Genomic DNA, 13,597 nt, shown 5'->3' on the forward strand with positions numbered 1-13,597 from the left:
GACTCGCCCAGGGATATCACGCCTCGGCATCACCCTGTTCATCAGCCGCGCCACCCGGAGTGGGCTGGTGATGATTGACGGCACGGGCCGGTACGACAGTCGAGATGGCGTGCTTGTAAACCATCTGGCTCACGGTGTTTTTCAGCAGGATAACAAACTGGTCAAAAGACTCGATCTGACCTTGCAGTTTGATGCCGTTCACCAAATAGATAGAAACAGGAATCCGCTCACGGCGCAGCGCATTCAAAAACGGGTCTTGGAGAGATTGCCCCTTAGCCATTTTTCTTTTCCTTATAGTTTGTTGTTTTTAAACACCGAATATCAATATAACAACCTGATTATACAGGGAGTGTCAAGCCGCACCAGCGCGAGCAAGCACGAGGTCAAGATTGCCAGACTCACCAGATTCCAACCAGGTCACGTCGGGCCAGCCGCGCAACCAAGTCATCTGTCGTTTTGCCAATTGGCGTGTGGCAACAATGCCACGATAACGCATCTCATCATACCCCACTTCACCGCACAGGTAGTCCCACATTTGGCGATAACCCACACAGCGAATGGAGGGGAGATCCGGGTGCAGATCGCCGCGCGCCATCAGCGCACGAACCTCCTGTTCAAAGCCACCTTGCAGCATTTTGTCAAAGCGCTGTTCGATCCGCTGATGCAGCACGGCACGATCGCTCGGGGCGATGGCAAACTGCTGCACTCGATAGGGCAAGCCCTCCCCCTGCACCTGCGTCAGCTCGGTAAGGGTCTTGCCGCTGATGCGGTAAACCTCCAGCGCCCGAGAGAGTCGCTGCGGGTCATTGGGGTGGATCCGCGCCCCGGCCACCGGGTCGATGCGTACCAGCTCATCGTGCAGCGCCTGCCAACCGAGGCGGGCAGCCTCTTCCTCAATCCCAGCTCGAATGGCGGGATCGGCGGAGGGCAGCGGGGACAATCCCTCCAGCAACGCCTTGAAATAGAGCATGGTACCGCCCACCAGCAGCGGAATGCGGCCACGGTCGGCGATCTCTTTCATCTCCCGCAGGGCATCCTTGCAAAAATCGGCTGCCGAATAGCTCACAGCGGGATCAAGAATGTCTATCAGCCGGTGCGGAGCCCGCGCCAGTTCATCAGCGGTGGGCTTGGCCGTACCTATATCCATGCCGCGATAGATCAGCGCAGAATCGACGCTGATGATGTCGCAAGGCAATACCTGGCACAATTCAATGGCGAGATCCGTCTTGCCGGAGGCCGTCGGCCCCATCAGAAAAATTGCGGTCGGCAAGTCACTCGCCATGTTCAAACTCCTCCAGCACGGTCGCCAGCGAAAGCGGGCGCACCATGCGAATGTCTGCCAGTTGGTCACTGAAATCGGTCACAAGTTCCGTCAGCAGACGACTAGCAGTTGAAAAATCGTATATCTTCTCGCGGCTTATCCCCTGCTCCACCAGCCATTGGCATAATACCTCAGCCTGCTGACCAGCATCACTGTCAGATCCGCCCTCGATAATTTGCAGCAATTCGGGTAACAGACGCACCAGATCGGTCTGGCGCAGCAGAGCCGGCACCCGAGTCAGGATCATGGTGTCGCGCCCCCCGCTTTTCAACTCCAGCCCCATCCGTTTCAGCAAACGCTCCTGCTCGGTCACCAGCGCGATCAAATTCTTCGGCAATTTGAAGGAGACCGGCAGCAACAGTGGCTGGGCCGCCAGTCCCTGACCCCAGGTCTCCAGCAGCCAATGGCGTAGCAGCACACGCTCGGCGCGTACCAGCGAGAGCAGCGCCAGCTGATTATCCCGCTCGATCAACAGGTAGGCCTGCTCCACCAGTGTCAGGGCGCGACATCCCCCCTGTTTGGGTGACGGCACTGGATCAGTGGGCTGCACAGGAGCAGCCTCAGCTTCGATAGGTAGCGTAGTGAGCAGAGCGCCCATGCCGCGCATCGCCTCCCGGCTTGGGGGCTCGGGCGGTTGATAATTGCTGGCTCGGCCAGCCCCACCGCCCCCCTCCCGCACCTGTGCAGGCGCCCGGTAGCTGTGCTCGGCACCGTACCACTCCGGGCGTGGCACCTGACCGGGGTATTCAATCTGCGGACTGACCGGCAACTCGACCAGGGTTTCGGCCAGCGGAGTGTCCTGATGAGCGGTGCTCACCCCTTCGCGGCGCAGCGCAGTAAACAGCGCCTGAAAGATAAAGTCGTGGATCAGTCGCGCCTGATGGAAGCGCACCTCATGCTTGGCCGGGTGGACGTTGACATCCACCTGACGGGGATCCAGCTCGATATAGAGCACATAAGCGGCGAAGCGGTCGGGAGGCAGCAACTCATCATAGGCCTGACGAATGGCGTGGTTGATGAGCTTGTCGCGCATCATCCGGCCGTTGACATAGGTGTATTGCAGGTCGTTCTGCGGCCTTGCCCCCTCCGGAGTCGCCAGCCAGCCCCACAAACGCACATCGCTGTGTTCGCTCTCCACCGCCAGCGCATGGTGCATGAAGGGGGTGCCGCAAACGGCGGCGAGACGTCGCTCCTGCTCCGGCACGGTATTGGCGGTCTTGTACTGGCGCACCACCTTGCCATTGTGGCGTAGGATCAGGGTGGCATCGAAGCGGGAGAGCGCGATGCGGCGCACCAGCTCGTCGATATGGGCAAACTCGGTCTTTTCGCTGCGCATGAACTTGCGCCGCGCGGGGGTATTGAAGAAGAGATCCACTACCTCCACCGTGGTGCCCACCGGATGGGCCGCCGGCTTGATGGTGACGCTCATTTCGCGCCCTTCCGCCTGGGCTTGCCAGGCTTCGGACTGATCTGCAGTACGGGAGGTGAAGGTGAGACGGGAGACCGAGCTGATGGAGGCGAGCGCCTCGCCACGAAAGCCGAGGCTGTTGATCCCTTCCAGATCATCCAGCGTGGCCACCTTGGAGGTGGCGTGACGCGACAGCGCCAGCACCAGCTCGTCTTTGGCGACGCCACAGCCGTTGTCACGGATGCGGATCAGCTTGGCTCCCCCCTTGTCGATGTCGATCTCGACCCGATCGGCACCCGCATCCAGGCTGTTTTCCACCAGCTCTTTCACCACAGAAGAGGGCCGCTCCACCACCTCTCCGGCTGCAATCTGGTTGGCCAGAATGGGTGGCAAAATACGGATCGGCATCATTTACTCCTGAATTTCTATCTTGCGGATAGAGAGCCGTTCCACCACCTCTCCACCAACCGGAATCTGGTTGGCCAGGATAGGGGGCAATATACGGATCGGCATCACTTACTCCTGAATTTCAATCTTGCGGATAGAGAGCCGTTCCACCACCTCTCCACCAACCGGAATCTGGTTGGCCAGGATAGGGGGCAATATACGGATCGGCATCACTTACTCCTGAATTTCAATCTTGCGGATAGAGAGCCGCTCCACCACCTCTCCACCAACCGGAATCTGGTTGGCCAGGATAGGGGGCAATATACGGATCGGCATCACTTACTCCTGAATTTCAATCTTGCGGATAGAGAGCCGCTCCACCACCTCTCCACCAACCGGAATCTGGTTGGCCAGAATCGGGGGGTAATATACGGATCGGCATCACTTGCTCCTGAATTTCAATCTTGCTGATGGTATTGGCTAACAGCGAGAGCGGTATCACCCGCTCCCGCGCGTCAGTTTTGCGGAATGTAGAGCACCTGCCCTACCTGAATATTCCGCGATTTGAGCTTGTTGATCTCTACCAGTCGCGCCTGACTCACCCCATGCTTCTCGGCAAGGCGGGAGAGACTCTCCCCCCGCTTGACCACATGGCGGATCATCTGCGACTTGTCATCACTGCGAACGGGGGCGGCAGCGCGGCTCTGCCCCTGCTGGGGAATATAGATGGTCTGACCAATCTGAATATCCCGGCTGCGCAGCTGGTTGATCTCTACCAAAGTGGATTGACTCACTCCATGCTTCTCGGCAAGGCGAGAGAGACTCTCGCCCCGTTTGACCACATGGCGGAGCATCCGAGATTTGTCATAGTCGCCCACATTGCTAACCGGCGCACCAGAATCTTGCGCAGCCTCCGAATAGGGCTTGATCACCCCGGCACCTGAACCGGTCGCAGCCGCGCCGTCACGTACTGTCGCTGGCATCTTATTGGTCACCACCGGCTGCGACTGCACTGGCTTGGGCTGGCTCACCGGCTGCGAAGCTACCGGTGCAGAGCGAGTGGTCGCGGCAGGCCTGCTCGCCTGTCCCTTGCCGGTCAACATGGCTCCCTTGGTCGGGTGGGCGCGGTAGTAGTTGCGGATCCCCTCGAAAATGGCGCGGGCCAGCTGATCCTGATAGCTTGAGGTAGCCAGCAGCTTCTCTTCCGCATGGTTGGAGATAAAGCCGGTTTCGACCAGCACCGAGGGAATATCCGGCGCCTTCAGCACAGCCAGACTGGCATGCTCCGGGGCCTTCTTGTGCAGTCGGGCAACCTTGCCCAATGAGCGCAGGATCTGACGGCTGACGTCGTAGCCTTCGGCACGGGACTTGTCCATGGAAAGGTCTAGGAAAGTTTGCGCCAGATAGGGATTGGGATCGGATTCCGCCAACACCTTGCCGACCCCGCCCAGCAGCTCGCCCTGCTTCTCCTGCTTCTCCAGCCAGCTGCCCATCTCGCGGTTGGCACGGTTGGTCGAGAGGACCCAGACAGAGGCGCCGCGCGGAGTGGAGTTATGGAAGCTGTCCGCATGGACCGACACCAGCAGATCCGCCTTGGCCTTGCGGGCAATCTCGGAACGCTTGTTGAGGTCGACGAAATAGTCGCCACGACGGGTCAGCACGGCGCGCATCCCCGGCTCGCGGTCGATCAGCGCCGCCAGCTTCTGGGAGACTGCCAGCGTAACTCGCTTCTCATAGGTACGACGCGGACCGATGGAGCCCGGGTCTTCCCCACCGTGGCCCGGGTCGATGGCAATCACCACCCCCCTGCCCTTGCCACCGACGGGCGTGGATTGCACCGCAGCCGCCGAGCGCTTCTCTTCATAAGGCAGATCGATCACCAGACGGTGACCATAGGGCCCGGCTGGTGCCAGCGGAAAGACCACCGGCTTGATGGCGGAGCTGAGATCAAGCACCAGCCGCAGGCCCCCCTTCTCCAGCGGAGTGCTCTCACGTATCTTGCGCACCAGCTCGCTGTTGTTCTCGACCCGGGCCAGATTGGTGGCATTGCTCGCCCCTTTCAGATCGATCACCAATCTATCGGGGCCAGCCAGGGTGAAGTAGTTGTAGTTGGGGGCACTGCTCATATCGAGCACCACCCGGGTGTTATCCGGTGATGGCCAGATTCGCACACTCTTGAGCTGATTCGCCCAGGAGGGTAACGCCATCAAGGAGAGAGCAATAACAAGGATCAAGCGCACGTAGATGACAACCGTTCCAGAATGGCTTCGCCAATAGCAGTGCGGGCCTCTATCAGAGCCTCGCGCTGCTCGCCTACATAAGTAAGGGTAATTTCAAGGTCAGGAGCCGGTAACCAGCCCTCGCCCTTCTCGGACCACTCCACCAGACAGAGAGTATTGGCGGCAAAATAGTCCCGAATGCCCATGAACTCCAGCTCTTCCGGATCAGCCAGACGATAGAGATCGAAGTGATAGACCTGCCAGCCATCGAGTTCGTAGGGCTCGACCAGGGTATAGGTCGGGCTTTTTACCTTGCCCTGATGGCCAAGGCCCTGCACCCAGCCGCGGGTCAGAGTGGTTTTACCAGCACCAAGCGTGCCATGCAAAAACACTGTGGTCGCCTGCTGGCAGGCCTGTGCCAGACGGCCACCCAGTGCCACGGTTGCTGCCTCGTCCGGCAGTGTCATCATCAACTGTTTTGCCATGTTCTTCTTTTTAACTTGTAATGGTGTCGGGATTAACCAGTTTGCGGATCAGCGGCAGCAGATCTGACGCCAGCATGCCCCGTTCGCCGTCAGCGGCGGCCTGATCTGCAGCCTCGCCGTGGATCACGGCGCCCAGCCAGCTTGCCATGGTGGCAGACCAGCCCTGGGCCAAAAGGGCAGCGATTATACCAGATAACAGATCGCCCATGCCGCCACTTGCCATGCCTGGGTTGCCTTCACAACATAGAGCGACCCGCTCGCCGTCATAAATAAGTGTTCCCGCCCCTTTTAACAACACCACACCGCCATAACGCCGCTGCAGCGCCTGCACGGCGGCAAACCGGTCGGTTTCAATCTCGGCAATGGAGCATCCCAGCAGGCGCGCAGCTTCGCCGGGATGGGGCGTGAGCACCCAATTATCCTGATGGCGGGGAGATTGCGCCAGCCAATTCAATCCATCGGCATCCAAAACCAGTGGCAGCCGGTCGGTGAGATAACGGGCGATTTGCGCTCTTCCCCACTCATCCTGACCGAGGCCGGGGCCAATGACCCGCACCGACGCCCACCCCTCGTCATCTGCGGTAGTGAGACTCATCAGTTCGGGTTGATAGAGGCTGACCGGCGGATGTTCCGGATGCTGACATACCCGCACCAGCCCGGCCCCCGCCCGCAGGCAGGCGCGGGCAGCCAGCACGATGGCCCCCTGCATGCCGCGATTGCCCCCCACCAGCAGCACCTTGCCATAAGAGCCCTTGTGGGAAGCGCGCTGGCGCGGGGTCAGCTGCGTGCTGAGCAGTGGATAATCGATACGCCAGGCGGCGGGCAGCATAGTGTCATCAGGTGTCACGCCAAGGGGATCACAATCGAGCAGGCCGACGCAATCCACCCCGTCGCCGGTGAGCATCCCCTGCTTGATACCGATAAAGGTGAGGGTGCGAGTGGCCTGCACCACGGCCCCCATGGCACGGCCGGTATCGCCGTTGAGGCCGGAGGGGAGATCCACCGCCAGCACGGGCACAGCCAAGCCATTGATTGTTGCGACGATCTTTGTCAGTAGTGGCGAGAGGGGCGTGTTGACGCCAGTGCCAAGCAGGGCATCGACCACCAGATCCGGGGTGGAGTGCTGGTCCTTATCAAACTGCTCGGCCAGCCAGACCCGGCCACCGGCCGCCAGCCACTCATCGGCGGCCCGTCTGGCATCCCCCTTCAGCTGGTCGGGTGCTCTGGCGGCAATCACCACCACCTCGATGCCAATCTGGCGGGCAAGGCGGGCCAGCACATAGCCATCACCGCCGTTATTACCGGGGCCGACGAAAATCCACCAGCAGCGACTGTCAGGCCAATGCAGAGTGGCATAGGTGCGCAGCACGGCACCGGCTCGCTCCATCAGGGCATAGAGAGGTTGCCCCTCACGCGCGGCCCAGTTGAGCTCCAGTGCGCGGATCTGTTCAGTCTGCCACAGCCCCTGTGGTAAACTGCCCCCCTCTTTTGTGCCCAACGCGCCCCTGATGATCTCTACCATGACGGCTCCCGCCTCTTATCAATCGACCCACGCCAGCAAACGCCGGCCAGGCCAAGCCGCATGAGCGCACCTGACTTCCACCAGCTGGCCCAAGATATCAAGCTCTGGGCACGGGAGCTAGGATTTGACCAGGCGGGCATCACCGACACCGACCTGCGTATCGAAGAGCCGAGATTGCAGGCCTGGCTGGATGCGGGCTATCACGGCAGCATGGATTACATGGCGCGCCACGGCATGATGCGCGCGCGCCCCCACGAGCTGCTGCCGGGCACGGTGCGGGTGTTGTCGGTACGGATGAACTACCTGCCGTTCGAGGCGGGCTTCGCCGCTACCCTGCGCGATCCGACTCTCGGCTATATCAGCCGCTATGCTCTCGGTCGCGACTACCACAAGGTGCTGCGCAACCGGCTCAAACAGCTGGGTGATCGCATTGAAGCGCGCTGCGCCGAGCTGTTTCAAGGCACTGAAGAGACCTTGGGTGAGTGGCGCCCCTTCGTCGACTCCGCCCCCATCCTCGAGCGGCCACTGGCAGCCAAGGCGGGCCTCGGCTGGGTTGGCAAACACTCACTGCTGCTCAACGAATCGGCCGGCTCCTTCTTCTTTCTCGGTGAGCTGTTGCTCAACCTGCCGCTACCGCTCGACCAGCCAGTGGAGAAGGAGCAGTGCGGCAAGTGCGTCGCCTGCATCAACATCTGCCCGACCGGCGCCATTGTCGCACCCTATGTGGTGGATGGCCGCCGCTGCATCTCCTATCTCACCATCGAGAATGACGGCCCTATTCCGGAAGAGTTCAGGCCCCTGATGGGCAACCGCATCTACGGCTGCGACGACTGCCAGCTTATCTGCCCCTGGAATCGCTACGCCGATGCCAGCCCGGAACCCGATTTTAGCCCCCGCCCCAGCCTGCACCGCCCGCCCCTGCTGGCGCTGTGGTGCTGGAGCGAGAGCGATTTCCTCAAACAGACCGAGGGGAGCCCGATCCGCCGCATCGGCTATCAACGCTGGCGCCGCAATCTGGCAGTCGCCCTTGGCAATGGCCCGGCGACCCCCGAGGTGATCGCGGCCCTGCAACTGGGGCTGACCACCGCCGAGCCCATGGTGGCCGAACATATCGAATGGGCGCTGGCCACCCTTGCCCGGCGTCAGGATGAAGAGAACAAGAAGACCCGTTTGCTGATCCGCTGCATCGAAAAAGGTCTGTCGGATCACGCATAAGTGATCTGCCCCTTGCCGGATTGCAGCACTTTTTTCATGCTCTGCCGACCTGCAGTGCCCATAACAGCGTGGTCACTGCAAACTGGTCGGCACACAACAAGGACAACACAGATGCATATGTTGGGAGTGGATATTGGAGGCTCGGGGATCAAGGGCTGTCTGGTGGATACCAAAACCGGCGAATTGATTGGCGAGCGCCATCGCATTGCCACACCGCAACCGGCCACCCCGGCCGCCATCGCCCATACCCTCAAGGCGCTGGTCGAACACTTCGACTGGAAAGGGCCGGTGGGCTGCGGCTTTCCTGCCACCATCCACAACGGGGTTGCCAAGAGTGCCGCCAACATCGACAAGAGCTGGATCGAAACCGATGCCGAGCATCTGTTTGCCGATGTCACCGGCAAGCCCTGCTATGTGCTGAATGATGCCGATGCCGCCGGTCTGGCCGAGATGCGCTTTGGTGCCGGCAAGGATCGCAAGGGGGTCATCATCCTCATCACGGTCGGCACCGGCATCGGCACCGCCATCTTCGTCAACGGCCATCTGCTGCCCAACACCGAGCTGGGCCATCTGATGCTGGAAGGAATGGTCGCCGAGCACTACTGCTCCGATGCGGCGCGCAAACGGGAAGATCTCTCCTGGAACCGCTGGGGCAAGCGCTTCAACAAGTATCTGGCCCGCCTCGAGTTTCTCTTCTCCCCCGACCTCTTCATTCTGGGGGGCGGCAGCGCAGCCAAGCTGGATAAGTTTGTCGATCGCATCGAGACCCGGGCGCCGCTTATTCCGGCGGCCAGCCTCAATCAGGCGGGCATTATCGGGGCCGCCCTCTACGCGGCCGAGCAGCAGGGCTGACCGACGCTCACTGCAAGTCAGCAGATACCAATGGAAAGGGCCCGGCACTGCTGCCGGGCCCTTTTGTTTTGCGGTCATCTTGCGTGTTTGGTGCTTATCACCCGCTACATGTCGTCGAGTCGGTGCACCCCGTGCACCAGTCGGGTCAGGCGGGTCTGCTCCAGCCCTGCCAGATTCTCGAGCAAAGCGGTGGTGGCCGGTGTCGGGCACTCCCGGGCCAGATGACTCAGCTCGCCCACCAGCTGCTCTTCCCAGCGGCATACCTGAGTGACGATATCCTGAGTCTGGACTGATGCCGGCAGCTCGAAGCGGGTAATGGCAGGCAGCATATCCTCGCTGAAACTCTGGTTCAACCAGGTCTCCCTGACCGCCTCTCCCAGCTGAGCGGCATATTCGTGCAGATGGGCACTGGCCGCATCCTCACGCCCTTGCAGATAGACCAGCAACATCCGGCTCCGTTCGCTGTCCACCTGACTGGTCAAACGCCGGTAACAGAGTCCGAGCTGGTGATGAACCTGCTCAAGATAGTGCAGCAACTCTTTGATCTGTTGGAATCTCATCGCACTGCCCTCCATGCTTGTCGACATCATCAGTATAAAAAACCGGCGTCACCGACCCAATCCCTATCCGAGCCCCCCTTGCGCTGCATCAAGGTTGACGCCGACAAAGTGGCGATCAGGTGGTCCGGTCACGAATAGGGAACGATTTGTGCAGCAATTTGTGTAACGATGGAGGAGTATCAGGCTCGATGGCCGATATGGACAGGAACGGGCTGGCACACTAATAAAACCAGCATATACCCGATATAAACCATCTTTAATTCGGTCATATCCCGTAGGGACGAAACAGGATCTGGCAGAGCAACAATACCATCCTGATTGTTATCCGCCTGACAGAAATCCTTATCACTTTTTTAGACGTCTAGACGTAAAAACATGCGTTGACATGGCCATCCAGACATCTTAGCATCATCCTCCATGATGACAGAGTAACCCAGTGGAACCTCTGCCCAATTTCCCCGCCTGTAGCGCCCTGTGCTTTAAGGCTGTTAGCACGGAAGAATCCATGATTAAGTTGATCGGTCTCAACAAAGTCTACGGTACAGGCAGTGACGCCGTGCACGCCCTGCGTGATGTGAGTCTGCATGTACCCCAAGGCAAAATTTTCGGGGTGATCGGTGCCTCCGGTGCCGGCAAGAGTACCCTCATTCGTTGTGTCAACCTGCTGGAGCGCCCGACAGAGGGCCAAGTCATCGTTGATGGCCAGGATCTGGTCGCCCTGAGCGAACGGGATCTGACCCAGGCTCGCCGCCAGATCGGGATGATTTTCCAGCACTTCAACCTGCTTGCCTCCCGCACCGTGTTTGCCAACATCGCCTTTCCGCTGGAGCTGGCAGGCTGGAGCAAAGAGAAGATCCAGCAACGGGTTGCCGAGTTGCTGGCACTGGTCGGGCTGGAAGCCCGTGCCCAGGCCTATCCATCCGAACTCTCCGGCGGCCAGAAACAGCGGGTCGCCATCGCCCGCGCATTGGCCCCCGCGCCCAAAGTGCTGCTCTGTGACGAGGCCACCTCTGCTCTCGACCCGCAGACCACCCGCTCGATCCTGACCCTGCTCAAGGAGATCAACGTCAAGCTGGGGCTCACCATCCTGCTCATCACCCACGAGATGGACGTGGTGAAAGGGATTTGTGACGAAGTGGCCATCATCAGCGACGGCCGGCTGATCGAGCAGGGAGAAGTGGCCTGGTTCTTCAGCAACGCCAAGACCCAGCTGGCCCGTGACTTCATCCACTCCACCATCCATCTGGAGGTACCGCAGGAGTATCAGGATCGGATGAGCAGCGAGCGGGTGCCAGGCAGCTACCCGCTGGTGAAGCTTGGCTTTACCGGCAGCACGGTCGATACGCCGCTGATCTCCGAGGCGAGCCGCCGTTTCAATATCGACATCAGCATTCTGAGCGCGGACATCGAGTACGCCGGTGGCGTCAAATTCGGTTTCCTGCTGGCCGAGCTGTTCGGGGATGAAGCCCAGTGCGAGGCGACCCAGCAGTTCCTTATCGACAACCACATTCAGCTGGAGGTAATGGGTTATGTCCGAAGCCATGATTAATCTGCTCATCACGGCTCTGGGCGACACCCTGATCATGGTGTTTGCCTCCGCCCTGTTTGGCTGCCTGCTGGGTCTGCCGCTCGGCGTGGCACTGCATGTGACCAAGGCGGGCCAGATCCTGGCCAACCCCTTGCTCAACCGTACTCTGGGCATGGTGGTCAACGTGGGTCGCTCGGTGCCCTTTATCATCCTGCTGGTCGCGATTATTCCGCTAACCCGGCTGATTGTCGGCACCAGTATCGGCACCATCGCCGCCATCGTACCGCTGACTGTCGGCTGCATCCCTTTCATCGCCCGTCTGGTGGAAGGGGCCCTGATGGAAGTGCCGGACGGCCTGCTGGAAGCGGCCAAGGCGATGGGAGCCAAGCCGCTGCAAATCATCACCAAGGTGCTGCTGCCCGAGGCTCTGCCCGGCATCCTCAACAGCGTCACCATTACCCTAGTCACGCTGGTGAACTACTCGGCCATGGCCGGGGCCATCGGTGGCGGCGGTCTGGGGGATGTGGGTATTCGTTATGGTTATCAGCGCTTTGACCCGACCGTCATGCTGGTGACCGTGGTTATCCTGGTAGTACTGGTTCAACTTATCCAGAGCGCGGGTGAGCGCCTGGTCAACAAATGTGATCATCGTTAATCGTCGATTTCTGACAGGAGGTTTTATGAAATTTGGCATCAAATCCGTTGCGGCTGCCCTGCTGGCTGGTCTGGTTCTGGCCGGTTGCGGTCAAAAAGAAGAGAGCAAGGTTCTGAAAGTGGGCGCTATTGCCGGCCCCGAGACCGAACTGGTTGAAGTGGCTGCCAAGGTCGCCAAAGAGAAATACGGTCTGACAGTCGAGGTGGTCAACTTCTCCGACTACGTCACCCCGAACGTGGCGCTGAACGATGGCAGCATCGACGTCAACGCCTTCCAGCACAAACCCTATCTGGATGCGCAGGTGCGTGATCGCGGCTTCAAGCTGGTGCCGGTTGGCAACACCTTTGTCTACCCGATCGCTGGTTACTCGAAGAAGATCAAGGCGCTGAGCGAGCTGCAAGATGGCGCCCAGATCGCGGTGCCGAACGATCCGACCAACCTGGGTCGCTCCCTGATCCTGCTGGCAAAACAGGGTCTGATCACCCTGAAAGATGGTGCCGGTCTGGAAGCAACCGTACTGGATATCGCCAGCAACCCGCGCAACTTCAAGATTGTCGAGCTGGAAGCAGCCCAGCTGCCGCGCTCGCTGGAAGACGTGGACTTGGCCATCATCAACAACACCTTCGCCGGTCAGATTGGTCTGACCCCGACCGAGAACGGTCTGTTTGTTGAGGACAAAGAGTCCCCCTACGTCAACCTGATCGTCGCCCGTGACAACAACAAGGATGACGAGAAGGTCAAACAGTTCGTACAAGCTTTCCAGACCGATGATGTCTACAAGAAAGGTCTCGAGCTGTTCAAAGGCGGCCTGGTAAAAGGTTGGTAATTGCTCACTCGGCAAAAAAGGCCACGCAATGCGTGGCCTTTTTTATTGGCGCCGCTATCATATCCGCGAGCACGGCAACACGAACATACTCATAACATGAAAAAATGGTATCTGGCCTACTGCAAGCCAAAAGAAGAGGCCCGCGCCCGCGCCCACCTCGATGCCCAGGGTATCGAATCCTATTACCCCATGGTGGAGATCGAGAAGCTGCGCCGGGGCAAGCGAGTTCCGGTACGGGAACCCATGTTCCCCAACTATCTGTTTATCTTTGTCGATCTGGAAGAGGTGACACCTGTCACCCTGAAATCGACCCGCGGCATCAGCCGGATTATCCACTTTGGTAGTGAATGGACCCCAATCAGCAGCAAGCTGGTCTATCAACTGATGAGCCGCGATGACAGCGACGAGGCGAGAGCCAGCTACGCTAACCTGCCCTGCTCGGGCGACAAGGTGCTAATTGAAGAGGGGCCGTTGGCAGGCTTTGAGGCCATCTATATGGAACCGGATGGGGAGAAACGGGCGATTTTGCTGGTCAGCCTGCTCAACCGGGAGACTACCAGCAGCTTCGACAACCACACCTTCAGACGTCTGGACTAAGCCCATGGGCCAGACGGCCCGG

General features: G+C 59.8%; 13 protein-coding genes. 6 read left to right on the plus strand and 7 right to left on the minus strand.

From position 1 onward, the window contains the following. Positions 1-16: 16 nt before the first annotated feature. From hfq to G5221_RS18225, 6 genes are all read right to left on the minus strand, one after another. Positions 17-280, minus strand: coding sequence for an RNA chaperone Hfq (gene hfq / locus G5221_RS18200; protein WP_005339045.1), 264 nt, complete (start codon positions 278-280; stop codon positions 17-19). A gap of 72 nt (positions 281-352) precedes the next feature. Beyond that, positions 353-1,282 (minus strand): tRNA (adenosine(37)-N6)-dimethylallyltransferase MiaA, encoded by a 930-nt coding sequence (gene miaA / locus G5221_RS18205; protein WP_421263670.1) that lies wholly within the window; start codon positions 1,280-1,282, stop codon positions 353-355. Then, on the minus strand, positions 1,272-3,137 hold the full coding sequence (mutL, locus tag G5221_RS18210) for a DNA mismatch repair endonuclease MutL (protein WP_421263671.1): 1,866 nt from the start codon (positions 3,135-3,137) through the stop codon (positions 1,272-1,274). Before mutL ends, miaA begins: the two co-directional genes overlap by 11 nt. A gap of 494 nt (positions 3,138-3,631) precedes the next feature. After that, a complete protein-coding gene (locus G5221_RS18215; RefSeq protein ID WP_421203501.1) occupies positions 3,632-5,323 on the minus strand; it encodes an N-acetylmuramoyl-L-alanine amidase in 1,692 nt (563 codons plus the stop codon). A gap of 23 nt (positions 5,324-5,346) precedes the next feature. Next, the gene (gene tsaE, locus G5221_RS18220) at positions 5,347-5,820 is read right to left on the minus strand and encodes a tRNA (adenosine(37)-N6)-threonylcarbamoyltransferase complex ATPase subunit type 1 TsaE (protein WP_227341987.1); all 474 of its coding nucleotides are present in this window, start codon (positions 5,818-5,820) and stop codon (positions 5,347-5,349) included. A 10-nt stretch (positions 5,821-5,830) separates the two neighbouring features. Further along, positions 5,831-7,342 (minus strand): NAD(P)H-hydrate dehydratase, encoded by a 1,512-nt coding sequence (locus tag G5221_RS18225; RefSeq protein WP_266135432.1) that lies wholly within the window; start codon positions 7,340-7,342, stop codon positions 5,831-5,833. 60 nt (positions 7,343-7,402) lie between these two features. Between G5221_RS18225 and queG the strand changes: the two genes are divergently transcribed. Further along, entirely contained in the window at positions 7,403-8,557 is a 1,155-nt protein-coding gene (queG, locus tag G5221_RS18230; RefSeq protein ID WP_266135433.1) for a tRNA epoxyqueuosine(34) reductase QueG, read from the plus strand. Between the two features lie 111 nt (positions 8,558-8,668). Next, positions 8,669-9,409: a polyphosphate--glucose phosphotransferase gene (gene ppgK / locus G5221_RS18235; protein ID WP_005339062.1), complete on the plus strand. Its 741-nt coding sequence runs from the start codon at positions 8,669-8,671 to the stop codon at positions 9,407-9,409. A 104-nt stretch (positions 9,410-9,513) separates the two neighbouring features. Here the strand turns inward: ppgK and G5221_RS18240 are convergent, their stop codons facing one another. Next, positions 9,514-9,969, minus strand: a complete 456-nt coding sequence (locus tag G5221_RS18240) for a hypothetical protein (protein WP_266135434.1) — start codon at positions 9,967-9,969, stop codon at positions 9,514-9,516. 505 nt (positions 9,970-10,474) lie between these two features. On the opposite strand from G5221_RS18240, the gene metN reads away from it, so the two are divergent. The 4 genes from metN to rfaH all read left to right on the plus strand — a co-directional run bounded on the left by metN (position 10,475) and on the right by rfaH (position 13,575). After that, the gene (gene metN, locus G5221_RS18245) at positions 10,475-11,518 is read left to right on the plus strand and encodes a methionine ABC transporter ATP-binding protein MetN (RefSeq protein WP_005339067.1); all 1,044 of its coding nucleotides are present in this window, start codon (positions 10,475-10,477) and stop codon (positions 11,516-11,518) included. After that, the gene (locus tag G5221_RS18250) at positions 11,499-12,152 is read left to right on the plus strand and encodes a methionine ABC transporter permease (RefSeq protein WP_005339070.1); all 654 of its coding nucleotides are present in this window, start codon (positions 11,499-11,501) and stop codon (positions 12,150-12,152) included. Before metN ends, G5221_RS18250 begins: the two co-directional genes overlap by 20 nt. A 25-nt stretch (positions 12,153-12,177) precedes the next feature. Beyond that, on the plus strand, positions 12,178-12,978 hold the full coding sequence (metQ, locus tag G5221_RS18255; RefSeq protein WP_005339072.1) for a methionine ABC transporter substrate-binding lipoprotein MetQ: 801 nt from the start codon (positions 12,178-12,180) through the stop codon (positions 12,976-12,978). A 96-nt stretch (positions 12,979-13,074) separates the two neighbouring features. Further along, on the plus strand, positions 13,075-13,575 hold the full coding sequence (gene rfaH / locus G5221_RS18260; RefSeq protein ID WP_058057235.1) for a transcription/translation regulatory transformer protein RfaH: 501 nt from the start codon (positions 13,075-13,077) through the stop codon (positions 13,573-13,575). Positions 13,576-13,597 lie beyond the last annotated feature (22 nt).

It is taken from the genome of Aeromonas sp. 602200, from assembly GCF_049173895.1.
Classification (GTDB): domain Bacteria; phylum Pseudomonadota; class Gammaproteobacteria; order Enterobacterales; family Aeromonadaceae; genus Aeromonas; species Aeromonas veronii_A.